The sequence below is a fragment of the Pseudonocardia xinjiangensis genome, assembly GCF_050948425.1.
Lineage (GTDB): Bacteria > Actinomycetota > Actinomycetes > Mycobacteriales > Pseudonocardiaceae > Pseudonocardia > Pseudonocardia xinjiangensis.
This window is the reverse complement of sequence record NZ_CP192009.1, coordinates 4,240,995-4,262,730: the sequence shown is the minus strand read 5'-3', so window position 1 is coordinate 4,262,730 and position 21,736 is coordinate 4,240,995. Positions and strand designations below refer to the sequence as shown.

Annotated in this window: 20 protein-coding genes; 11 read left to right on the top strand and 9 right to left on the bottom strand. The window is 74.2% G+C overall.

The window, feature by feature from the left end:
- Window positions 1-2: 2 nt before the first annotated feature.
- From ACQPZA_RS20075 to ACQPZA_RS20065, 3 genes are read right to left on the bottom strand one after another with little or no spacing between them, the layout of a single operon-like run.
- A complete protein-coding gene (locus ACQPZA_RS20075; protein ID WP_433272660.1) occupies window positions 3-782 on the bottom strand; it encodes an alpha/beta fold hydrolase in 780 nt (259 codons plus the stop codon).
- A gap of 9 nt (window positions 783-791) precedes the next feature.
- The gene (locus ACQPZA_RS20070; protein WP_433272658.1) at window positions 792-1,139 is read right to left on the bottom strand and encodes an MmcQ/YjbR family DNA-binding protein; all 348 of its coding nucleotides are present in this window, start codon (window positions 1,137-1,139) and stop codon (window positions 792-794) included.
- Window positions 1,136-1,534 (bottom strand): VOC family protein, encoded by a 399-nt coding sequence (locus tag ACQPZA_RS20065; protein WP_433272656.1) that lies wholly within the window; start codon window positions 1,532-1,534, stop codon window positions 1,136-1,138. Before ACQPZA_RS20065 ends, ACQPZA_RS20070 begins: the two co-directional genes overlap by 4 nt.
- Window positions 1,535-1,642: 108 nt before the next feature.
- On the opposite strand from ACQPZA_RS20065, the gene ACQPZA_RS20060 reads away from it, so the two are divergent.
- A complete protein-coding gene (locus ACQPZA_RS20060; protein WP_433272654.1) occupies window positions 1,643-4,084 on the top strand; it encodes a SpoIIE family protein phosphatase in 2,442 nt (813 codons plus the stop codon).
- Window positions 4,081-4,737, top strand: a complete 657-nt coding sequence (locus ACQPZA_RS20055; protein WP_433272651.1) for a nucleoside/nucleotide kinase family protein — start codon at window positions 4,081-4,083, stop codon at window positions 4,735-4,737. Before ACQPZA_RS20060 ends, ACQPZA_RS20055 begins: the two co-directional genes overlap by 4 nt.
- An 88-nt stretch (window positions 4,738-4,825) precedes the next feature.
- Here the strand turns inward: ACQPZA_RS20055 and ACQPZA_RS20050 are convergent, their stop codons facing one another.
- The 4 genes from ACQPZA_RS20050 to ACQPZA_RS20035 all read right to left on the bottom strand — a co-directional run bounded on the left by ACQPZA_RS20050 (window position 4,826) and on the right by ACQPZA_RS20035 (window position 9,918).
- Window positions 4,826-5,980: a DUF3500 domain-containing protein gene (locus ACQPZA_RS20050; protein ID WP_433272649.1), complete on the bottom strand. Its 1,155-nt coding sequence runs from the start codon at window positions 5,978-5,980 to the stop codon at window positions 4,826-4,828.
- 65 nt (window positions 5,981-6,045) lie between these two features.
- Window positions 6,046-6,282, bottom strand: a complete 237-nt coding sequence (locus tag ACQPZA_RS20045) for a hypothetical protein (protein WP_169399945.1) — start codon at window positions 6,280-6,282, stop codon at window positions 6,046-6,048.
- Between the two features lie 27 nt (window positions 6,283-6,309).
- Window positions 6,310-8,796, bottom strand: coding sequence for a transglycosylase domain-containing protein (locus tag ACQPZA_RS20040; RefSeq protein WP_433272647.1), 2,487 nt, complete (start codon window positions 8,794-8,796; stop codon window positions 6,310-6,312).
- A gap of 135 nt (window positions 8,797-8,931) precedes the next feature.
- Complete coding sequence (locus ACQPZA_RS20035) at window positions 8,932-9,918, bottom strand: LLM class flavin-dependent oxidoreductase (RefSeq protein WP_433272645.1); 987 nt, start codon at window positions 9,916-9,918, stop codon at window positions 8,932-8,934.
- A 125-nt stretch (window positions 9,919-10,043) separates the two neighbouring features.
- Here ACQPZA_RS20035 and ACQPZA_RS20030 point away from each other — a divergent pair, with 125 nt between their 5' ends.
- Window positions 10,044-10,871: a hypothetical protein gene (locus ACQPZA_RS20030; RefSeq protein WP_433272643.1), complete on the top strand. Its 828-nt coding sequence runs from the start codon at window positions 10,044-10,046 to the stop codon at window positions 10,869-10,871.
- 102 nt (window positions 10,872-10,973) lie between these two features.
- Window positions 10,974-13,010 (top strand): threonine--tRNA ligase, encoded by a 2,037-nt coding sequence (gene thrS, locus ACQPZA_RS20025; RefSeq protein ID WP_433272641.1) that lies wholly within the window; start codon window positions 10,974-10,976, stop codon window positions 13,008-13,010.
- A gap of 27 nt (window positions 13,011-13,037) precedes the next feature.
- On the opposite strand, the gene ACQPZA_RS20020 is transcribed toward thrS, so the two are convergent.
- Window positions 13,038-13,748 carry a VOC family protein gene (locus tag ACQPZA_RS20020; protein ID WP_433272639.1) on the bottom strand — a complete coding sequence of 237 codons (711 nt, stop codon included), beginning with the start codon at window positions 13,746-13,748 and terminating at the stop codon, window positions 13,038-13,040.
- A gap of 148 nt (window positions 13,749-13,896) precedes the next feature.
- Between ACQPZA_RS20020 and ACQPZA_RS20015 the strand changes: the two genes are divergently transcribed.
- The 7 genes from ACQPZA_RS20015 to ACQPZA_RS19985 all read left to right on the top strand — a co-directional run bounded on the left by ACQPZA_RS20015 (window position 13,897) and on the right by ACQPZA_RS19985 (window position 21,129).
- Window positions 13,897-14,499, top strand: coding sequence for an HIT family protein (locus tag ACQPZA_RS20015; RefSeq protein ID WP_169399576.1), 603 nt, complete (start codon window positions 13,897-13,899; stop codon window positions 14,497-14,499).
- Between the two features lie 75 nt (window positions 14,500-14,574).
- A complete protein-coding gene (gene pgsA, locus ACQPZA_RS20010) occupies window positions 14,575-15,213 on the top strand; it encodes a phosphatidylinositol phosphate synthase (RefSeq protein WP_169399577.1) in 639 nt (212 codons plus the stop codon).
- Window positions 15,214-15,335: 122 nt separating this feature from the next.
- Window positions 15,336-16,265, top strand: a complete 930-nt coding sequence (locus ACQPZA_RS20005; RefSeq protein ID WP_433272635.1) for a phosphatidylinositol mannoside acyltransferase — start codon at window positions 15,336-15,338, stop codon at window positions 16,263-16,265.
- A 41-nt stretch (window positions 16,266-16,306) separates the two neighbouring features.
- Entirely contained in the window at window positions 16,307-17,440 is a 1,134-nt protein-coding gene (locus ACQPZA_RS20000; protein ID WP_433282896.1) for a glycosyltransferase family 4 protein, read from the top strand.
- Window positions 17,437-18,021: an NUDIX hydrolase gene (locus ACQPZA_RS19995; protein WP_433272633.1), complete on the top strand. Its 585-nt coding sequence runs from the start codon at window positions 17,437-17,439 to the stop codon at window positions 18,019-18,021. The genes ACQPZA_RS20000 and ACQPZA_RS19995 overlap by 4 nt, the downstream gene beginning before the upstream one ends.
- A gap of 4 nt (window positions 18,022-18,025) precedes the next feature.
- Complete coding sequence (pdxS, locus tag ACQPZA_RS19990) at window positions 18,026-18,940, top strand: pyridoxal 5'-phosphate synthase lyase subunit PdxS (protein WP_433272631.1); 915 nt, start codon at window positions 18,026-18,028, stop codon at window positions 18,938-18,940.
- A 236-nt stretch (window positions 18,941-19,176) separates the two neighbouring features.
- The gene (locus ACQPZA_RS19985; RefSeq protein WP_433272629.1) at window positions 19,177-21,129 is read left to right on the top strand and encodes a glycoside hydrolase family 16 protein; all 1,953 of its coding nucleotides are present in this window, start codon (window positions 19,177-19,179) and stop codon (window positions 21,127-21,129) included.
- A gap of 42 nt (window positions 21,130-21,171) precedes the next feature.
- Here the strand turns inward: ACQPZA_RS19985 and ACQPZA_RS19980 are convergent, their stop codons facing one another.
- Complete coding sequence (locus tag ACQPZA_RS19980) at window positions 21,172-21,726, bottom strand: helix-turn-helix domain-containing protein (RefSeq protein ID WP_433272626.1); 555 nt, start codon at window positions 21,724-21,726, stop codon at window positions 21,172-21,174.
- Window positions 21,727-21,736: the final 10 nt, after the last annotated feature.

Sequence of the window (21,736 nt, the reverse complement as noted above, 5' to 3'; positions counted from 1 at the left end):
GCCTACGTCGCCACGGTGCCGAGGAACGTCACCACGGCCTGCTCCGTGACGTCGGGTCGTTCCAGGTGGGGGGCGTGGCCGCAGTCGAGCACCAGCAGCTCGACCGGCCCGCCTACCGCGTCCCGCACCGCCTCGACGTGGGCGACGGTGCCGTACGGGTCGGCCGTGCCCTGGACCGCGAGCACGGGGCAGATGATCGCGGACAGCTCGGGCCGGATGTCCCAGTCGCGGAACGCGTCGCCCCGCCACACGTCGTTCCAGTTCCAGAACGTGGCGTCGGGGTCGCGGTGGTGGCGGGCCATGCGGGTGCGCAGGTCGCCCTGGGTGTAGGCGCGCCGGGCCTGCTCGACCCCGTCGAGGCCGGAGTCCTCCACGAACGCATGCGGCGCCAGCACGACCAGCCCGGCGACGTCACCCGGGGCCGCGGCGGCCCGCAGCAGCGCGATCGACGCGCCGTCGCTGTGCCCGACCAGCACCGGGCGCTCGAGCCCGAGCGCGGAGCACAGCGCCGGGACGACGGTGGCGGCCTCGTCGTGCATGAACCGCGGCGTCCGCTTCTCCCGGGGCAGGTCGGAGTACCCGTGACCGAAGCGGGAGTAGGCCACCGCCCGGCGTCCGGTGGCGGCCGCGACGCGCTGGTGGAAGCCGCGCCACAGCCCCACGGACCCGAGACCTTCGTGGAGGAACAGCAGGGGTGCGAGCTCGCCGCGGGCGGAGCCGGCCGGCACGTCGTCGTACTCGATCCGTCCACCGGGAAGCTCGACGGTCGGGAGATCCGGCACCCGCCGACCCTAGAGCAGCGCCGTGAGCTTCTTCGGGGCGACGGCCCGGTAGGCGTCGAGGACGATCTCGCCGATCTCGGGCCAGTCCACGTCGTCGACGTCGAGGTAGACCCCCAGCCAGCCCCGGCCACCCACGTAGGGCGGCCGGAAGAAGCGGGTGGGGGCCGTGGCGACGAACGCCTCCTGCGCGCCCGGTGGTGCCGCGCACCAGAACGCGACCCGGTCGTCGTGGTGCCGGTCGGCGTACATCACGAACGTCTTGCGGACGAACCACGTCGGCTCGCCGTGGCTGACCTTCTCGGTCACCTCGGGCAGCGCCAGGCACAGCGCTCGCAGGCGCGCGAGCGGATCGGTCACCCCTGGTCCGCGGGCTTGACCACCGGCCGGTAGCTGCCCACCGTCCAGATGTTCCCCTCGGGGTCGAGCACCGCGAACTCGCGGGAGCCGTAGGGCTGGTCGACGAGCTCCTGCACCACCTCGGCTCCCGCGGCGACGGCCCGCTCGTGCTGCGCGTCGACGACGTCGGCCCCATCGGCCACGAGGTAGAGCACCGCGCGGCCGGTGTCGAACGGATCACTCCGGCCGGCCCGCGTGCCGAGCAGGACGACGCCGTCGCCGAAGCTCAGCTCCGCGTGGGCGACGGTGCCGTCGTCGGTGGTGTACATCTGCTGCTGCACGAGGCCCAGTGCGCTCGTCAGGAACGCGATCGCGGCACGCGGGTCGTCGTAACGAAGAGTGGGATGAATGCTCATGAAGTGGACAGTAGGGCCGGTCCGGGCCGCGTGGCTTGAACGAATGGGAACCGTTCGTCCCGGTCACGGGCGTGGAACGGGGCCAGAGCGGCACCTACCCTGAGAGCCGTGCCCGTCGACCTCTTCGCCGAGCTGGTCGGACTACTTCCCGTCGGCGTCTTCGCCCTCGACGACGACGGCCGCGTCGTGCTCTGGAACGCCGCCGCCGAGCGGCTCACCGGCCGCCCGAGCAACGACACGGTGGGGCGCCACGTCCTCGGCGACGGCGCATCCGGGCCGGCGGAGCCCGAACCCGCGGCGGCCGTGTTCGGCTCCTCCACCGTCGCCGGGATCCTCGAGGACCTCCGCGCCGGGCGCCCGTTCAGCCGTCGGCTCCCGGCCACGGCCAACCGCCCCTGGCCGCTGTACGTCCGCGTCGTCCCCGGGCCCCGCGACACCGTGCTGGGCGTACTGCAGGACGTCGGCGACAAGGACGCGGCGGACGAGGCGTTCGGGTTGCTCGACGCCCTGTGGGAGACCGCCCCCGTCGGGCTCGCGTACTTCGACGCCGAGCTGCGGTACCGGCGGGTCAACAGGGCCGTCTCCGACATGGACGGCGGCAGCCCCGACGAGCGGCTGGGCCGGACGCTGGAGGAGGTGCACGGGGCCGTCGGCGCCGCGATCGCCGAGGAACTGCGGGCGGTGCTCAGCGACGGGAGGTCCCGCACCGACGTCCTGGTTCAAGGACGGCTGTGGCACGGGCGGGGCCCGTTTCAGGAGTGGCGGACGCACTACCACCCGGTGCGCGGGCCCGACGGCGCGGTCGTCGGGGCCGGTGTGGTGCTCGTGGAGGTCACCGGGGCCGAACAGACCCGTAAGGCGCTGGCCCAGGCCGCGGCGCAGCGCGAGCATGCGCTCAACCGGTACCAGAGCCTGGTGGAGGCCACGAGCGCCGCGGTGTGGATCCGGGAGGCCGACGGCCGGGCCGTACGCGACGCCCCCGGCCTTCGCGCGATCACCGGGCAGAGTGCCGTGGAGCATCGCGGGTGGGGCTTCCTCGACGCCGTCCATCCGGTGCACCGGGCCGAGTTCGCGGCGTCCTGGCGGGCCGCTACCACCGCCGACCCCGCGGCCGTGTTCGTCCGCTCCTACCGGCTGCGCACCGCCGAAGGGGGCTACCGCTGGTTCCGCACGCGAGCCGTCCCCGTCCACTCCGGCGGCCGGGTGGTGGAGTGGGTGGGCACCGAGACCGACATCGACGTCACCATGCGCGCCCGCGAGCGGCTGGCCGTGCTGGCCGAGGCCACGCACGCGATGAACGCCGCGCTCGACCCGGAGGGCGAGCTGGTGGCGCTGGCCGAGTCGGTCGTCCCGCAGTTCGCCGACCTGTGCCGGGTGTTCCTCCTCGACCCGGACCCGCTGTCCCGGGTGTGGAGCTCGCCCGCCGCGTCCGGCTCGCCCGGCGAACGCCGGCTCACGGGACGGCGGTCGGTCACACGGAGGGCGCCGGGGATCCCCACGATGCCCGGGAGCCACGAGAGGTTCGTGTTCTCCGGCGACCACCCCGTGGCCCGCAGCGCCCGCGGCACCGCACCCCTGCTGATCCACGTGCCCGACACGACGGCGTCGGCATGGCAACCCCCGCCGGACCAGGCCGGGTGGGCGGCCGAGACCGGGGCCCACTCGATGCTGGTGGCGCCGGTGCTGTCGGGCGGTGCCGTCGTGGCGGCCCTGCTGCTCATCGCGTGCGCCGACCGGGCGCCCTACACCGAGGACGACCTCGCTCTCGTCCGCGAGCTCGCCACCCGGGCGTCGGTGGCCGTGGAGAACGCGGTGGCCTTCCAGCAGAGCCGTGAGGTGTCACTGGCGCTGCAGAACGCGATGCTCACCGAACCCCCGTGTTTTCCGGGCGTGGAGATCGAGGCCCGCTACCGGCCGGCCGCGGCGCAGCTCCACGTGGGCGGCGACTGGTACGACGCCTTCGCGCTGCCCTCGGGGGACCTGGCCGTGGGGGTCGGCGACGTCGAGGGCCACGACCTGCCCGCGGCGGCCACCATGGGCCAGCTGCGCAGCATGCTCCGAGGGCTTGCGCACGACAGCGAGGCCGCGCCGTCGGTGGTGCTGGGCAAGCTCGACCGGGTGCTGTCCGGACTCGACGTCACGCGGTTCACCACGCTCGTCTACGGCAGACTCACCCCGATCGAAGGCGGCGCGGTGTTCCGCTGGTCCAACGCGGGGCACCCCGCGCCGATCCTGGTGGGCCCGGACGGGGAGCCGCAGCTGCTCACCGGCCGCGTCGACGTCGTACTGGGGGTCGAGCCGGCCGCACCCAGGCACGACCGGGAGGTCCGGATCCCGCCGGGCTCGACGCTGCTGCTCTACACCGACGGGCTGTTCGAACGCCGCCGCGACCACGGCGACACGGCGGGAGCGGCGCTCCTGGAACTCGTACGCCAGGCCGTCCCCCTGCCGCTCCCCGCGTTCTGCGACCGCCTCGTGCAGGCCGGCATCGCCGACACGGGCGACGACATCGTGGTGCTGGCGCTGCGTGTCGCGGCGGCACCCGGATGACCCTCGACGATCTCGTCCGGCGGGCCGCCGCACTGGCTGCCGGGCCGCAGCGCGCGATCCTGGGCATCACCGGCAGCCCCGGTGCGGGCAAGTCCACACTGGTGGCGGCGCTGCTGGCGCACCTGGGTGACCACGCCGTCGCACACGTCCCGATGGACGGGTTCCACCTCGCCGACGTGGCGCTGGAGGCCCTCGGCCGCCGCAACGCCAAGGGCGCCCCGGACACCTTCGACGTCGGCGGCTACGTCGCGCTGCTGCGCCGGTTGCGGGCCGCGGACGACGACCCGGCCGAGGACGTGGTCTACGCACCCGCGTTCGAGCGCGATCTCGAGCAGCCACTGGCCGGAGCCATCGCCGTGCCCAGGAGCGCCCGGCTGGTGCTCACCGAGGGCAACTACCTCCTGCTCGACCGCGGTCGATGGGCGCAGGTGCGCCCCGAGCTCGACGAGGTGTGGTTCTGCGACCCGCGTCCCGACGTCCGGCTGGCGCAGCTGACCGCCCGCCACGTCGCGTTCGGGAAGCCGCCGGCCCATGCCAGGGCCTGGGTGGCGGCGGTCGACGAGCCCAACGCTGCGCTCGTGGAGGCGACCAGGGCCCGGGCCGACGTGGTCGTCCCCGCCACGCTGCTGGAGTCGCTCCCGGCCGTCGGCTGACCGCGGCGACCCCGGCCCCAGTTGCAGCAAAGCCACGTTGCGGCAACGAGGTTGCGTGAAAATGGCTTTGCTGCAACTCGCGGGGGGGTCAGCGGTGGTGCGTCGCCCGGTGCGCAGCGAGCACGTCGAGCCCGAAGTCGGCCTCCGGGTCGCGCCACACCGCGTGCGCGTGGTTGACGTTGCGCTGCGTGTTGTCCCATTCGGCCAGCAGCCGGGGGCCCTGCAGCCGGTAGTAGTGCGGCTCACCGGCCACCGTGGAGCCCGCCCAGGCGAGGTGGACGGCGTCGAGCGCCGCCGGGTCGCGGTAGCGCTCGAACGGCGAGACCTCGTCGGGGACGCGGCCGAGGTAGGTGCTCAGCAGGCGCAGCAGCAGCTCGCGCTGCGCGGCGTCGAGCTCCGAGGCGGGTACGCCCTTCGGGGTGCAGGTGAGCGCCAGCGTGCGGTGGTCGGCCCGGTCGAGGCCGGTGGCGGCGGCGGCCCGGTCGCTCTGCGCCTGCAGCCTCTGCTGCTCCCCGGGGTCGGGGAGCGGGTTGCCGAAGACGCCAGCCAGCGGGATGACCTCGTCGCCGTCGGCGATCCGGGACCGGTTGCCCCCGACGATGTCGGACGGCGCCCGGGGCAGCAGGACGGCCCGTTCGGCGAGCTCGGGCCGCAGCGAGCGGACGATCTCGCGCGCCAGGTCCTCCGCGGCTCCGAGCGGGCGCAGCTGGGCGTCGCCGAGCAGCGGGGAGGTGGCCGGGTCGGCGCCGAGGAAGCACGGTGTGGTCGCGGCGACGCGGCCGTCGACGACGAGGTTGTTGAGCGAGACGTGGTGGCCCCCGAAGCGCCACCCCCAGGGAGCTGCTCCGCCCGGTTCCCCGAACACCCGCAGGTAGTACAGGCCCGGGTCACGCCCGCGCTCGCGCCCGAACGACACGGTGAAGTCCTCGGTGTGGTCGAGCACGTTCTCCATGCCCATCACGGTGGCCACCGTGACGTAGCCCGGCGTGGACAGCCCCGTGCCGACCAGCCGCATGGCCAGCCGCTGCTGGGCGGGGCGCTGCTGGTGGATGGTGAGTCCGCCGTGGTCGGTCGGCGTGTAGAACCAGCGGAGCCGGTCTTCCTCGGACGGGTCGTCCCCGCCCGGCGCGGGTCCCGTGCCCACCCCGCGCTGCTGCGCGTCCAGGGAGTCCAGCCACGCGTTCGCCGCCTCGGCCATCCGGTCCGCGACCTGCCGGGTCGCCTCGCTCGCTGCCAGCACCATCTCGCGACGGTACGACGCCAGGGCCCCGGCCGCCGGGCCCGTGTGATCATCGCGGCGGCCGGGAATCAGACGAACGGTGAGGGGCCGCCGAAACCCCGGGGCCGTCCGGGCCGGATGTCGCACCGGACGCCGGCCGGGTCGAGCCCGGTGAGGTCGGCGATGAGCGATCGCACCGCCGCGTCGGCGTCGGGCATCGCCGACACCGTGGTGGATGCCTCGATCTCCGGCACGTACAGCACGACACCACGCTCGGAGAGCCAGGTCAGCACCTGGAACGTGCGCTCGCCCACCCCCGCGGCCACACATGACAGCCTAGAGCCGACGGCGCGTCAGCCACAGTCGGTGACCGAGCAGTCCGGCGTGGGGGTGGGCGTGTCGGGTTCGGCCTGCCGGAACATCGGGGCCCTGGTGGTCGGGCTCGCCCCGTCGGGCGAGGCGGCGCGCTGGTCCTGGTCCTCGGGCTCCGGATCGCCACCGCCGAGTACGCCGCGGCGTGGCGTGGTCGCCCGGTCGTCCTCGGCCGGGTCGGGGGCACCGGAGGGCGCCGCGGGATCGCCCGCCGCAGGCCCGGTGGTGGGTGTGGGGGTGGCGGTGGCCGTCGAGGTCGGGGTGGCCGAGACCCGGGCACCGGACCCGGCATCGGAGGGCGCCTCGCCGATGGGGCGGAACGGGGCGAACTGCTCGACCGGCTCGTCGTCCACCGCCTGGGCCATGAACTGGTGCCACACCTCGCCCGGCAGGCCGGCCCCGTCGATCGGGGTGCCCCGCGCGGTCCGGATGGGCGAGTTCATGTCCGTCCCCATCCAGACCACCGAGGCGAGCGACGGGGTGAAGCCGGCCATCCACGCGTCGTTGTTCTGGCCCTCGAACCGCGACTGCACCGTGCCGGTCTTCGCGGCCACCGGGCGCCCGCCCGGAAGGGCGAGGTCGTCGTGGGAGGCGACGTCCAGCATCGACTCGGTGACGTTGCGCGCCACCCGCTCCGGGAACCGCCGCTCTCCTTCGGTGTCGGCCTGGTAGAGCACCCGGTCGTCGGCGGTGACGACGGACGTGACGAGGTGCGGCTGGTGCCAGACCCCACCGGCCGCGATCGTCGCGTACGCCGAGGCCAGCTCGAGCGGGCTGACCTCCTTGTTCCCCAGCGCGATGCCCTCGTTCGGGTCGTCGAGGGGCGCGGTGATGCCGGCCGACCGGGCGGCGGCCGCGACGGCTTCGGGACCGACCTGCTTGGCCAGGGTGTTGAACACGACGTTGTTCGAGACCGTCATCGCCTGCTTGAGATCGCACTGTTCGCAGTCGGCGCCCTCGGCGTTGCGCAGCCCCGGCACCTCGGCCCCGTCGAAGGTCTCGCCCAGTCCGACCGGCGGGTCCTCCTGCAGGCCCGCGAGCACCACGAACGGCTTGAACGTCGAGCCGGCGAGCCGCCGTACCCGCGTGTAGTCCAGGCCGAGGCCGTTGTCGCCGCCGTAGTAGGCGAGGACCCCGCCGGTCTCCGGGTCGATGGCCACCATGGCGCTGCGCAGGTTGACCGGCTGGCCCTCGAGCGCGTCGTGGGCGGCCGCGACCGCCTGCTTCTGGCGCCGGGAGTCGATCGTCGTCGTGATCCGCAGGCCTTCCTGGGCGAGGTCCTCCTCGGAGATCCCCAGCTCCTGGAGCTCGGCGGTGACGGCGGCGACGATGTGCCCGCTGCTGTTGGCTGGGCGCCCGCCCGATGACGTCTTCCGGGGCGCGGTGTGCGGGAACTGTGCGGCCTGGCGCGTGGCCTGGTCGAGCCAGCCTTGGGCGACCATGCCGTCGAGCACGAAGTTCCAGCGCTCCACGGAGTGGCCCGGGTTGATGGCGGGGTCCCAGCGTGACGGCGACTGGATCACCGCGGCCAGCAGCGCCCCTTCGGCGGGCGTCAGGTCCTGCACGTTCTTGCCGAAGTAGGACTGCGCCGCCGACTGGATGCCGTACGCCCCGCGTCCGAAGTAGATCGTGTTGAGGTAGTCGGAGAGGATCTGGTCCTTGCTGCGCTCCTGGGAGATCTTGAGCGCCAGGATGATCTCCTTGTACTTGCGCCAGAGCGTCTGCTCGTCTCCCACCAGCGCTTTCTTGACGAACTGCTGGGTGATCGTGGAGCCACCCCCGGAGCCGCCCCGCAGCTGGTTGCGGACGGCACGCAGGATCCCCATGACGTCGAAGCCCGGGTTGGAGTAGAAGCTCCGGTCCTCCGCGGCCAGCACCGCGTGGCGGACGTGCAGCGGGACCTGGTCGATCGGCACCTTGGTCCGGTTGCCCTCCTCGGGCACGAGGCGGGTGAGCTGGTCGCCGTCGGCGAACGACACCGTGGCCACCTGGTTGTTCACCGCGTCGTCCGGGTTCGGCACCGTGAAGACCAGGTATCCGACCGCGAACGCGAGCACCGGGACGAGCACCGCGGCGGCGGCCGTGCCGACCAGCGCGAACATGACCCGGCGTCGCCGGAGCGCCTTCTTCTTCTGCTGCTCGTCCGGGTTGCCGGCACCGGGGGCGCGTCGCTCCTCGCCCTGTCCGTCGACGGCGGGCAGGACGTCGGTGGGCCCGGGGACGTCCTGCGCATCGACGACGCGGCGGCGGCCGAGCTCCTCCGGGGCCGCGACCCGGCCCCGTGGCGGCTGCGGCCGGCCAGGGCCCGTGGGTGCGGCGGTACGGGAGCGTTGGACGGGCGGGCCGGGCCGGCGTTCGATCGGGCCGGGGGAGCGGTGGGGCCGTGACGTACCTGGTCCGCCCACCAACCGTCCGAGGTCCTTCCACTTGCTGCCGTCGCGCTCGTCTGCGGCGGCCGTGGGGTTCAACGGAGCACCCGACGCGACGGTGCGGCACCGTCACCGGTGTCACCCGAGTGGGTGACCCCGACAGGACGGCGACGCCGCGGACCGGCACCCGGGGTGACGGTGCCCGGCCTCGGTGATCATCGGACGCGGGCGGACTCAGACCCGGGCGGCCGCCACCGCCGCCGCGAGCAGCTCGTACGAGCGGAGGCGGTCGGCACCGTCGTGGGTGCTGGTGACGACCATCAGCTCGTCCACGCCGGTGCGCTCGACGAGCTCGTGGACGCCGTCGCGCACCGTGTCGGGGGACCCGATGATCTGGCCGGCCAGCCGGTCGTCGACGAACGCCCGCTCCTCCTCGGTGTAGGGGTACTCGCTCGCCTCCTCCGGGGTCGGGACCGCGCTCGGGTGCCCGAGGCGCAGCCGCAGGAACTGCAGCGCGCTCGGCAGGGCGAGGCGCCGGGCCTCCGCGTCCGTCCCGGCGGCCAGCACCGAGGCGGCGATCATGGAGTACGGCTGCTCCAGGGCGGGGGAGGGCCGGAACGTCTCGCGGTACAGCGCCAGCGCCGGGAGCGTGTTCGCCGCGCTGAAGTGGTGGGCGAACGCGAACGGCAGCCCCAGCAGCCCGGCCAGCTGGGCGCTGTAGCCGCTGGAGCCGAGCAGCCATATCGCCGGCTGCTGACCGTGGGCCGGCACGGCCACGACCGGGCCCTCGCCGCGGAAGTACGACGCCAGCTCCGTGAGCTCCTGGGGGAAGTCGTCGGCGCCGAGCTGGGCGGCTCCCCGGCGCAGTGCGCGTGCGGTGCGCTGGTCGGTGCCGGGTGCCCGCCCGATGCCGAGGTCGATGCGTCCGGGATGCAGGGCGTCGAGCGTGCCGAACTGCTCGGCGATGACGAGCGGCTGGTGGTTGGGCAGCATCACCCCGCCGGACCCGACGCGGATCCGCGAGGTGGCCCCGGCGAGGTGGGCGATCAGCACTGCGGGCGAGGAGCTCGCGATCCCCGGCATCCCGTGGTGCTCCGCCACCCAGTAGCGGTGGAAGCCCAGCTCCTCGACGCGGCGGATCAGCGCGGTGCTGTGCCTCAGCGCGACGGTGGCCGTCGAACCGGAGCCGATGGGTACGAGGTCGAGTACGGAGAGAGGCACCACCCGCAATGTAACCGCGGCGCGCGTGCCGTTCTTCCCCGTCGCCGCACCGCCATCCGGCGCAACGCGGGCAGGGCCAGGTGGGTGGACCGACGCTGCTCCGCCCCGCCGGGGCAGGGTGAGGTATGCGCGCGGCCTCCGACTCGGACGACACCGGCCCACTCGAGATCGACCCGCTCGGTTCCGTGCTCGCAGGTCTGCTGCGCATGCCGGGGATGCGGGTGGCGCACGTGGTGGACGCCCGGCGCGGGGTGGTCGTGGCCGCGGTCGGCGCCGCCACACCGGACGACGGCACCGCACTCGTGCAGCTCGCCCGGGCGGTGCTGCCCTTCGCGGCGGGGCCGGACGCCCTCGACGACGTGGTCCTCTTCAGCCGGGACTCGGTGCACGTGCTGCGGGAGAGCGAGGAGCCGGGGACCGTCCTGCACGTGTGCCTCGACCGCCGGCACGGGGACCTCGACGCCGCCCGCCGGGCCCTGCGCGTGGCGGGGCTGCAGCAGGCCGTGCCGGCGAGCCAGGACGCCGTGCCGGTCGCGCAGTCCCCTCCGCCGCCCCCGTCCCGGCCGGCCCCCGTCCCGTCGCTCCCCCCGGCGGCGGTGTCGGCGGTCCCGCCGGTGCCCGTCCCCCGGCCCCGGCCCCGGCCGGCGCCGGTCGCACCACCGCCGCCGGTGCCCCACCCGCGGCGCTCGTCCGCACCGGGCCCGGCCGGCCAGCAGCCCGCGCTGGTCACCCTCACCGGGCTGCGCCCGCCCGCCCGGGCCGGAGCGCTGGCGGTGCTGGCGCTGCAGCACGTCGAGCCCCGGGTGGACGTGGAGGTGCCGCTTCCGCGGCGCCGTCCGTCGCCTCGGCCGGTGCCCCTGGTCCCGGCCGGTGAGGCCGTCCTGCCCCAGGCGTGGGCCCGGGACGTCGGCGCGTTGCAGCGGGTACTCGCCGGGTTGCGGAAGCTGGCCTGAGGGATCGGGCGCCGTGGGGCCGCCCGCCACGCTGCCGGAAACCACGTCGCGCGACACCTCTACCATCGACAGGTACATCGTCTGCACTGCTGGAGGCCTCCCGTGTCCGCGCCCGTATCTCCCGTCGCGTCCGCCCCCGTCCGGGTGCCGGCCGGGACGACGGCGGGCTCCGCCGTGCGTGAGGCGGGTCTGCCCACCAGCGGCCCGAGCACCGTCGTCGTCGTCCGTGATCCCGAGGGGCGGCTGCGCGACCTCGCGTGGATGCCCGAGGGCGACGTCGAGGTGCAGCCCGTCGGCGCCGACACCGAGGACGGCCGCAGCGTCATCCGGCACTCGGCGGCGCACGTGCTCGCCCAGGCCGTGCAGCAGCTGTACCCCGAGGCGAAGCTCGGGATCGGGCCGCCGATCACCGACGGCTTCTACTACGACTTCGACGTGGACAAGCCCTTCACGCCCGACGATCTCACCAAGATCGAGTCGGCGATGAAGAAGATCATCAAGGCCGGGCAGCGGTTCTCGCGGCGCCGCTTCGACTCGCTCGAGGACGCCCGCGAGGAGCTCGCCGACGAGCCGTACAAGCTCGAGCTGATCGAGCTCAAGGGCGGCCCGGAGTCCGAGGCGGCCGAGGACGGCGAGGTCATGGAGGTCGACGCCTCCGGCGAGCTGACCATCTACGACAACGTGCACGCCCACACCGGCGCGACCGTGTGGTCCGACCTGTGCCGTGGGCCGCACATTCCCACCACCCGCTTCATCCCCGCCTTCACACTCACCCGAACCGCCGCGGCGTACTGGCGGGGGAGTGAGAAGAACCCGCAGCTGCAGCGCATCTACGGCACCGCGTGGGAGAGCCAGGAGGCCCTCGACGCGCACCTGGAGCGGCTGGCCGAGGCCGAGCGCCGCGACCACCGCCGCCTCGGTGCGGAGCTCGACCTGTTCTCGTTCCCCGAGGAGCTGGGCTCGGGCCTGCCGGTCTTCCATCCCAAGGGCGGGATCATCCGCAGGGAGCTGGAGAAGTACTCGCGCGACCGGCACGAGGCGGCGGGGTACGAGTTCGTCAACACCCCGCACATCACCAAGTCCGAGCTGTTCCACACCTCGGGCCACCTGCCGTACTACGCCGACACGATGTTCCCGCCGATGGATCTCGAAGGCGCCGAGTACCGCCTCAAGGCCATGAACTGCCCGATGCACAACCTGATCTACCGGTCCCGCGGGCGGTCGTACCGGGAGCTGCCGTTGCGGCTGTTCGAGTTCGGCACCGTGTACCGGTACGAGAAGTCGGGTGTGGTGCACGGCCTCACCCGCGTGCGCGGGCTGACCATGGACGACTCGCACATCTACTGCACTCCCGAGCAGATGCCGGGCGAGCTGCGCAGCCTGCTGGCGTTCGTGCTGGAGCTGCTGAGCGACTACGGCCTGAGCGACTTCTACCTGGAGCTGTCCACCAGGGGCGACTCGGACAAGTTCATCGGCGATCCCGAGGAGTGGGAGCAGGCCACCGAAGTGCTGCGCCAGGCGGCGGTCGACTCCGGGCTGGAGCTCGTGCCCGACCCGGGTGGCGCGGCGTTCTACGGCCCGAAGATCTCGGTGCAGGCCAAGGACGCCATCGGCCGGTCGTGGCAGATGTCCACCATCCAGCTCGACTTCAACCAGAACAAGCGGTTCGGGCTCGAGTACACGGCGGCCGACGGCTCGCGCCAGACGCCGGTGATGATCCACCGCGCCCTGTTCGGCTCCATCGAGCGGTTCTTCGGCGTGCTCACCGAGCACTACGCCGGCGCGTTCCCCGCGTGGCTCGCTCCCGTGCAGGTCGTCGCGATCCCGGTCACCGACGACCAGGTCGGCTACGTGGAGGACGTCGCCGTGCAGCTGCGCCGCCACGGCGTGCGGGTCGAGGTCGACGCGAGCGACGACCGGATGCAGAAGAAGATCCGCACCCACACGCTGCAGAAGGTGCCGTTCCTGATGCTGGTGGGCGGTCGCGACGTCGAGGCGGGCGCGGTCAGCTTCCGGTTCCGCGACGGGTCCCAGCTCAACGGGATCCCGGTGGCCGACGCCGTGGCCACGGTCGTCGACTGGATCGCGAGCCGGAACAACACCTCGCCGACGGGCGACGTCTTCGCGGCGGCCCCGTAGCGGGCCTGTACCGGCTTCCGGTCCAGCTCAGGACTGCGGGGCCAGGATGCAGAACTCGTTGCCGGAGGGATCGGCGCACACGAGCCACGGATGGTCGGACGGGTCGGTGAGCGGGGTGGCTCCCCACGTCGCGATGCGTTCGACGATGTCGTGGTCACGGGCGTCGGGGCGCACGTCGAGGTGCAGCCGGTTCTTCCCGCGTTTGGGCTCGGGCTCGGGACAGAGCTCGAGCAGGGGGCCGACGCCCGAGGGGTGACGCAGTGTCATCGCCCCGGACGTCCCGGCTCGGGGCACCCAGCCGGTGATCTCCGCCCAGAACGCGGCGTCCCGGTCCGGATCAGCGCTGTCGAGCGGCAGCGCTGCGATGGGTCCGGTGTCGCGGTGGACCTCGCGGTCCTCCATCACGCAGAAGGCGTTGCCTTCGGGGTCGGTGAGGACCACCCAGGGCACCGCCCCCTGGCCGATGTCGGCGTGCTCGGCGCCGAGGTCGAGCAGCCGCTGCACGATCTCCTGCTGCCGCGCTCCGCCGGAGAGGTCGGGATGCAGGCGGGCCGGTGAGGCAGAGGGCGAGGCCACTCGCTGGAAGCACAGATCGAGGAAGGCGTCGTCGGCGAGGCGCAGCCGAGCTTCGACGAGGTCCGGCTCGTTCGTGATCGGCTCCGCGCCGAGGGCGGCTGCCCAGAACCGGCCGAGCCGGTGGGGATCACGGGCGTCCCAGATGATGTTCTCGAGTCTCACCGGCGCCACTGTGCAGCGGGTGCGGCGCCGGTGCAATCACCCGGCCCGAGGGGCGACCGGCGCCGAGATCAGCGCGGTGGACGCGACGTCCCCGGGTCCTCGGTGATCACTCCGCCGACGTTCCCGGCGGTGACATTAGGATCGGAGCATGAGCGACGCGGCCCAGCCGGGCGAGACCGACGGCCCGGCCGAGCCGGTGGTCGAGCTGCGGGACGGCGTCGGAACGCCCGACGGCTTCCGCAGGCTGTGGACGCCGCACCGCATGGCCTACATCAAGGACGCCGGGGGCGACGGCTGCCCGTTCTGCCGCATCCCCAGCCTGTCCGACGAGGAGGGCCTCGTCGTCGCCCGCGGGCGCACGGTGTACGCGGTGCTGAACCTGCACCCGTACAACCCGGGCCACCTCATGGTGCTGCCCTACCGGCACGTGGCCGAGCTGGAGGATCTCACCCCCGAGGAGGGGGTCGAGCTCATGACGTTCACACAGGCGGCCGTGCGGGCGTTGAAGCAGGTCGCGGCGCCGCACGCGTTCAACGTCGGGATCAACCTCGGCACCGTTGCGGGCGGCTCGCTGGCCGAGCACCTGCACCAGCACGTCGTGCCGCGCTGGGGAGGCGACGCCAACTTCATCGCGGTCGTCGGGCAGACGAAGGTGATCCCGCAGCTGTTGTCGGAGACCCGGGCGCTGCTCGCGCAGGCCTGGGCGCCGGTCGGAGAGCCGCAGGGAGGGGCGTCGACCGACCCGGGCTAGGCTGCAGACGGTCCAGGCGGGTGCCGGCGCGCTGCGGCCGGCCGGTGCAGGGCCCCGGTCGACAAGCAGGAGTCCATGCTCAACGTCCTTGCCCGCGTGCGCATCAACCGCGTGACCGACCCGATCGGCCGGTGGCTCGTCGGGCACGGCGTCGCACCCGACGTGGTCACCGTCGTCGGGACTGTCGGCACCGTCGCCGCGGCGCTCTGGTTCCTGCCGCGGGACCAGCTGTTCGTCGGCACGGTGGTGGTCACCGTCTTCGTGCTGTTCGACCTCATCGACGGCGCCATGGCCCGGGCCAGGGGCCACGGCACGCCGTTCGGCGCGGTGCTCGACTCCACGTGCGACCGGGTGGCCGACGGCGCGGTGTTCGCCGCGATCACCTGGTGGTGCCTCGGCGTGGGGGACCAGCGCCTCCTGGGCGTCGCGGCGCTGGTCTGCCTGGTCGCCGGCCAGCTCGTCTCCTACATCAAGGCGCGGGCCGAGGGCGCCGGGCTGTCCGCCGACGGCGGCCTCGTCGAGCGGGCCGAGCGGCTGATCGTCGCGCTGGTCGGCACCGGGCTGCACGGCCTCGGGGTGCCCTACGCCCTGCCCGTCGCGCTGTGCGTGCTGGCCGTGGCGTCGGTGTGGACCGTCGGGCAGCGGATCCTCGCCGTGTACCGGAGCGCGCAGGCCGTGGCGAGCGACTCCGCCGACCCCGCGCCGGGCCCGTGACCGCCCGGCTCGATCCGCCCCACGCCGGGCCGCCGCCGCAGGCCGGGACGCCGTCGCGCGGCGGGCGAGCGCAGGTCGATCCGGTCCCCGGGACGGCGGCTGGGCCCCCCTTCGCGGAGCGCGTGGCCGATGCCGAGTTCGCGGCGGCCTGGCGGCTCGTGCGCGCGCTCCCGGCCGGGGCGGCGTCCGGGCTCTTCCGGTTCGGTGCCGACCTCGCCACCCGCCGCGGCGGGGCCGGGGTCGCGCAGCTGCGGGCCAACCTGGCGCGGGTGGTCCCGGCCGCGACCCCGGCCGAGGTCGACGCGCTGGTGCGCGAGGCCATGCGCAGCTACGCGCGCTACTGGTGCGAGGCCTTCCGGCTGCCGTCGATGGACCCGGCGGACGTCCACGCCCGGATGGACCCGTTCTTCACGGGCACCGGCCCGTTCTTCGAGGCGCTGGACGCCGGGCGCGGGGTGGTCTTCGCGGTGCCGCACAGCGGCAACTGGGACGCTGCCGGTGTGTGGCTGGTGGAGGAGCTGCGCCGGCGGGGCCTGCCCGCCGGGTTCACGACCGTGGCGCAGCGGTTGCGTCCGGAGTCGCTCTACCGGCGGTTCGTCGCCTACCGGGAGCTGCTCGGGTTCGAGGTCGTGGCCGCCGAGGACGCCGTCGCCGCCCACCGTGCCCTCACCCGGCGGCTGCGCGCCGGGGGCGTCGTCTGCCTGGTGGCGGAACGGGACATCACCGGCACCGGCGTGGAGGTGCAGTTCCTCGGCGAACCGGCGCGCTTCCCCACCGGCCCGGCCCGGCTCGCGGCCCTCACCGGCGCCGTCCTGATGCCGGCCTACCCGCACTTCCGGCCGGGGGGCTGGGTGGTGCCGATCGGGGAGCCGGTGCCGGTCGGCGACGGCTCACCCCTGCGCGGCACGGGCGGGACGCGGGCCGCGGTCGCCGAGGCGACGCAGGCGCTCGCCGACGCGTTCGGCAGGCTGATCGCGCAGGCCCCGGCGGACTGGCACGCGCTGCAGCCGATCTGGACGGCCGACCACGTCGCCCGGGTGGAGGCGGGATGACCGAGATCGTGCACCCGGCGTCGTCACGCCGAGGACCCCCGCTGCGGATCGGCATCGTCTGCCCGTACTCGCTCGACGTCCCGGGCGGGGTGCAGGCCCATGTGGTCGGCCTCGCGGGCGCGCTGGAGGACCTCGGCCACAGCGTGAGCGTGCTCGCTCCCGCGGGCGACGACACGCCCGTGCCCACGTTCGTCACCCCGACCGGGCGGGCGATGGGGGTGCCCTACAACGGCTCGGTGGCGCGGGTCTCGTTCGGGCCCGTCACCTACGCGCGGGCCCGGCGCTGGCTCGCCGGCAACTCCTTCGACGTGCTGCACCTGCACGAGCCCACGACGTTCAGCCTGTCGGTGCTGACCCTCTTCGCCGCCGAGGGCCCGATCGTGGCCACGTTCCACACCTCCACCGACCGGTCGCGCGCGCTGAGCGCGTTCGGGGGGATGCTGCGACCGCTGATGGAGAAGGTCACGGCCCGCATCGCGGTGTCGCCACTGGCCCGCCGGGTGCAGGTCCAGCACCTGGGTGGCGACGCCGTGGAGATCCCCAACGGCGTCGACATCCCCGCCTTCGCCGACGGGCCACTCCTGCCCGGCCATCCCCGGCCGGGCACCGTCGGTTTCCTCGGCCGGTTCGACGAGTCGCGCAAGGGGATGCCCGTGCTGCTCGACGCGCTGCGGGCACTGGCGCCCGCGCGGCCCGACCTGCGCGTGCTGGTCGTGGGCCGGGGCGACGTCGGTGCGCTGCGGCGCGCGGCCGGCCCGGTGGCCGACCGGCTCGACGTCCTCGGAGCCGTCGACGACGCCACCAAGGCCGCGGCACTGCGGTCGGTCGACGTGTTCTGCGCGCCGAACCTCGGCGGTGAGAGCTTCGGCATCGTGCTGGCGGAGGCGATGGCCGCCGGAGCGCCGGTGCTGGCGAGCGACCTCGACGCCTTCCGGGCCGTGCTGGGCGACTCGCAGGCAGGAGCCCTGTTCCCGACGGGGGACGCCGCCGCGCTCGCGGCGGCGCTCCCGATCCTGCTGGACGACCCACCGCTGCGGGCCGCGATGTCCGCGGCCGGCCGGCTGCGGGCCGCCGACTTCGGCTGGCCCGCCGTCGCCGCATCCGTGGTGCGGGTCTACCGCGCAGCGGTGGCGGCCGATCCCCGCGGGGTCGCCGTCGGTCGGGGGGCGTCGTGACCGGTGTGCTCTGGACGGCGGCCGTCGTCGCCGCTCTCGTGCTGGCCTGGGTGGTCCTGCTGACCATCGTCAGGGTGCGGCGGCTGGACCGCCTGCATGCGCGCACCGACGCCGCCCGGGCGGGCTTGGAGTCCGCGCTGGAGCGGCGGGCCGCGGCGGCGCTGGCGGCCGCGGCGGCCACCCCCGGGAACCAGACCGACCGGCTGCGGGCGGCGGTGGCGGCGGCCCGTGCGCCCACCGGCGACCGGGAGGCCGCGGAGAACGTGCTCGGCCGAGCGCTCGCGGCCGTCGACCGGGCGGTGCTGCCCCCGGCGGTGCTGGAGGAGCTCGTCGACGCCGAACAGCTGCTCATCCTGGCGCGGCGGGTGTACAACGATGCCGTGCGCGACACCCTCGGTCTGCGGTCGCGCCGGCTGGTGCGCTGGCTGCATCTCGCCGGCACCGCGCCGCTGCCGGCGTACTTCGAGATCGCCGACGCCGAGGCCGGAGTGACGACTGTCGCGCCGGCCACCAATCCGGACTTGCAGATCGTTGCTCTGAAGTACGATCGGGTGTCCGCAGATCGTAGAACCGAGGGGTAGAACCGTGTCGTCGGAAACGTCCAAGACCACCGCCGGCCCAGCGCTGGGCACCGCACGCGTCAAGCGCGGGATGGCGGAGATGCTCAAGGGCGGCGTGATCATGGACGTGGTCGACGCCGACCAGGCCAAGATCGCCGAGGACGCGGGCGCCGTCGCGGTGATGGCGCTCGAGCGGGTGCCGGCCGACATCCGCGCCCAGGGCGGGGTGGCGCGGATGAGCGACCCCGACATGATCCACGGCATCATCGACGCCGTCTCGATCCCGGTGATGGCCAAGGCGCGGATCGGCCACTTCGTCGAGGCGCAGGTGCTGCAGTCGCTCGGCGTCGACTACGTCGACGAGTCCGAGGTGCTCACCCCGGCCGACGAGGCGCACCACATCGACAAGTGGGCGTTCACCGTCCCCTTCGTCTGTGGTGCCACCAACCTCGGGGAGGCCCTGCGCCGCATCTCCGAGGGCGCGGCCATGATCCGCTCGAAGGGCGAGGCGGGCACGGGCAACGTCGTCGAGGCCACGCGCCACATGCGGTCCATCCGGTCGGAGATCCGCCGGTTGACCACGCTCGACGAGGCCGAGCTCTACGTCGCCGCGAAGGAGCTGCAGGCTCCGGTGGAGCTGGTGGCGGAGGTCGCCCGCGCGGGCAAGCTGCCGGTGGTGCTCTTCACCGCGGGCGGCATCGCCACCCCGGCCGACGCGGCCATGATGCGGCAGCTCGGGGCCGAGGGTGTGTTCGTGGGCTCGGGCATCTTCAAGTCGGGCGACCCCGCGCAGCGTGCCGAGGCCATCGTCAAGGCCACCACGTTCTTCGACGACCCCGACGTCGTCGCGAAGGTCTCCCGCGGTCTGGGTGAGGCCATGGTCGGCATCAACGTCGCCGAGCTGCCCGCCGACCAGCGCTACGCCACCCGCGGCTGGTAGGCCCCTCACCCGCTCGGGGTTCACGCGCCACCCCGTAGCGCGGATTGGTCCGTTCGTCGCCGCCGTGTCACCGGTCACCGTAACCGGGACACGGCGGCGACTTCGTTCTGTGCCGCCCGCTGCTCCCCGAAGCGGTTGTCCGCCCCACACGGTCCGGTGAATGGGGCCGACTGAGTAATCGCCCGCGCCTAGGGTCCCTCGTGTCCGATCTGTGACGTGAGGGGTAGGTGAGGTAGATGAGGCGATACGCGACCATCGGGTGCATCGTCATCACCACGATGCTCAGCGGCTCGATGGCGGCGATCGCGCAACCCACTCCGCCTCCGCCGCCGGGCTGCGTGCCGGCCGGGCCCGGCCCGACGGCGGCGCCCAACCCGCCGGGGCCCACCGCTGCGCCACCCGGGGTGCTGGCCGCTCCCCGGCCGGCACCGAGCGGAGCGGTGACGGGCTCCGTCGGCGTGCCGTTGCTGGGCCGCACGGAGCAGGACCGACCGCAGCAGGCGGATGCCCGCAGGCTCGCGCAGATCCCGGTGACCCCGACCCCGGCGCCGGTCCTGCCGCCGCCCTCGATCCTGCCGCTGCCGCCGGGCCCGGTACTGCCCACGACGGTGCTCCCCGCTCCTGCGCCGGCCCCTGTGTCACCCCCGCAGGTGCTGCCGACCTCCGCGCTCCCCGTGCCCGTCCCGGGCCCGGTGTCACCGCCGGTCCCGCCGACCTCGGTGGTGCCGCTCCCTGCACTGCCCCGTCCCGTGACACCGACATCGGCGCTGCCGCTCCCCGCGCTGCCAGGTCCGGTGGCGCCCGTGTCACCGACCTCGGTGGTGCCGCGCCCCGTGGTGCCGAACCCGGTGCCGCCCGCGGTGCCGACGCCGGTCCTGCCGGCGCCGCTGCAGCCCGGCCCGCTGCCCGCGCCGCAGCTGCCGGCACCGGTCCAGCAGCCGCCAGCGGCGCTCCCGACAGTGGCCCCGGCTCCGCTGTCGGCGGCGAATGTGGTGATGGTGCCGTATCCGGTGCCCTACCCCATGCCGGTGCCCTTCCCGGTCCCGTTCCCCGTGCCGATGGTGCTGACGCCGCTGGCTCCGGGGCAGGTTCCGGTGGTCCCCACCGTGCCGCCGGTGCCGCCGGTGCCGCCGGTTCCGACAGTGCCCCCCGTGCCGCCGCTGCCGACCGTCCCGCCGGTGCCGCCTGTCCCGCCGGTGCCGACTGTGCCGACTGTGCCGTTACCACCGTTGCCGGCCCCACCCCCTGCGCTGGCGCCGGCCCCACCGGTGCCGCCACCGGGTGTCGACTGTGACCCGGTCGGCACCACCGCCGCCGCGGTGCGGGGGTGGGGTACGCCGAACCGGGTGGACGAGTTCACCTCGGGTCTCGGCCCCAACTGGGAGCTCTACGACGGCCCGGGCCACGGGGGCAACGGGCGGCGCACCCCATCGGCGGTGACCGTCCGGAACGGGGTGCTGACCATCACCGGCGACTCCCAGGGCAACACCGAGGGCATGGCGTGGAACCCGGGCCAGATGTACGGCCGCTGGGAGGGCAGGGTGCGCGCCCCGGCCTCGGACGAGACGTACAACGCGCTGATGCTGCTCTGGCCGGACGCGGAGAACTTCCCGGTGGGCGGGGAGATCGACTTCATGGAGATGATGGACCCGAGCCGCCAGACCACGGACTTCTTCCTGCACTACGGCCCGAACAACAACCAGGTGCACGGCGAGGTGCGGATCGACGGGACCCAGTGGCACAACTGGGCCGTGGAGTGGACACCCACCCACGTCGCCGCCTTCGTCGACGGCCGGGAGTGGTACCGGACCACGGACAGGAGCATCCTCCCCCCGGGGCCCATGCACCTGTGCATCCAGCTCGACTGGTTCCCGGACAGCGGTTCCGGCCCCGTCCAGGAGTCCTCCATGGAGGTGGACTGGGTGAAGCAGTACCCGCTGCCCCCCGGTGAGCTCGCGAACGGCCTCGTCCCCGACCCCAAGCGGACACCCGGGAAGGTGGGCGGTCCGGGCCAGGCGAAGGACGTGCCCCCGGGTGTCGGCCTGACGACGGGCCGGTTGACCAGCTCGACCAGGGACCAGTCCGGGAGGCCGGGTCTCGTCCGGGACCCGGTCCGCATGCTCACCGAGGGCGCCCCGGACGCGCCCCCGGCCCGTCGTGACCCGGCCGGGAACACCGGGGGCGGCTGACCGGAGGGCGGAGGGCCGGCCGCGGTGCGCGGTGGGGGAGTGCTACACATACTCCATCACCAGCACCGCGGCGCACCCGGGCTCGAGGGCCTGGTAGAGGTGCGGGCGGTCGCCCGGGAAGCGGGCGTAGTCACCCGGAGCGAGCTCGACCTGCGCCTCGACCGGCCCGGCCCGCCAGCGCCCGGCCGTGACGAGCAGGTGCTCGGTGGTGCCGGGGATGTGCGCCCGGGCCTCGCGGGCCGGACCGGGCTCGGCCGCGATGACGTGCAGGTCGCGCCGTGCCCCCGGTGGGCAGGCGGCGAGCAGGGTGCCCGTGAAGGGGGAGTGCTCGGACGGGATGGCCAGGCCCTCACCCGCCCGCAACACGTGGACGGGGGCCGCCGGTGGGTCCACCAGGCGGCTGAACGGGACCTCGAGCACCACGGCGAGCGCCCAGAGGGTCTCGACGCTGGGGTTGCCGGCGCCCGCCTCGAGCTGGGAGACCGTCGACTTCGCGATGCCGGCCCTGCGGGCGAGCTCGGCCGAGGAGAGGCCGTGCCGCTCCCGCTCCCGGCGGAGCGCGGCGGCGATCGTCGCCAGCGGTGCCGTTCGATCCATCAGTATCCTC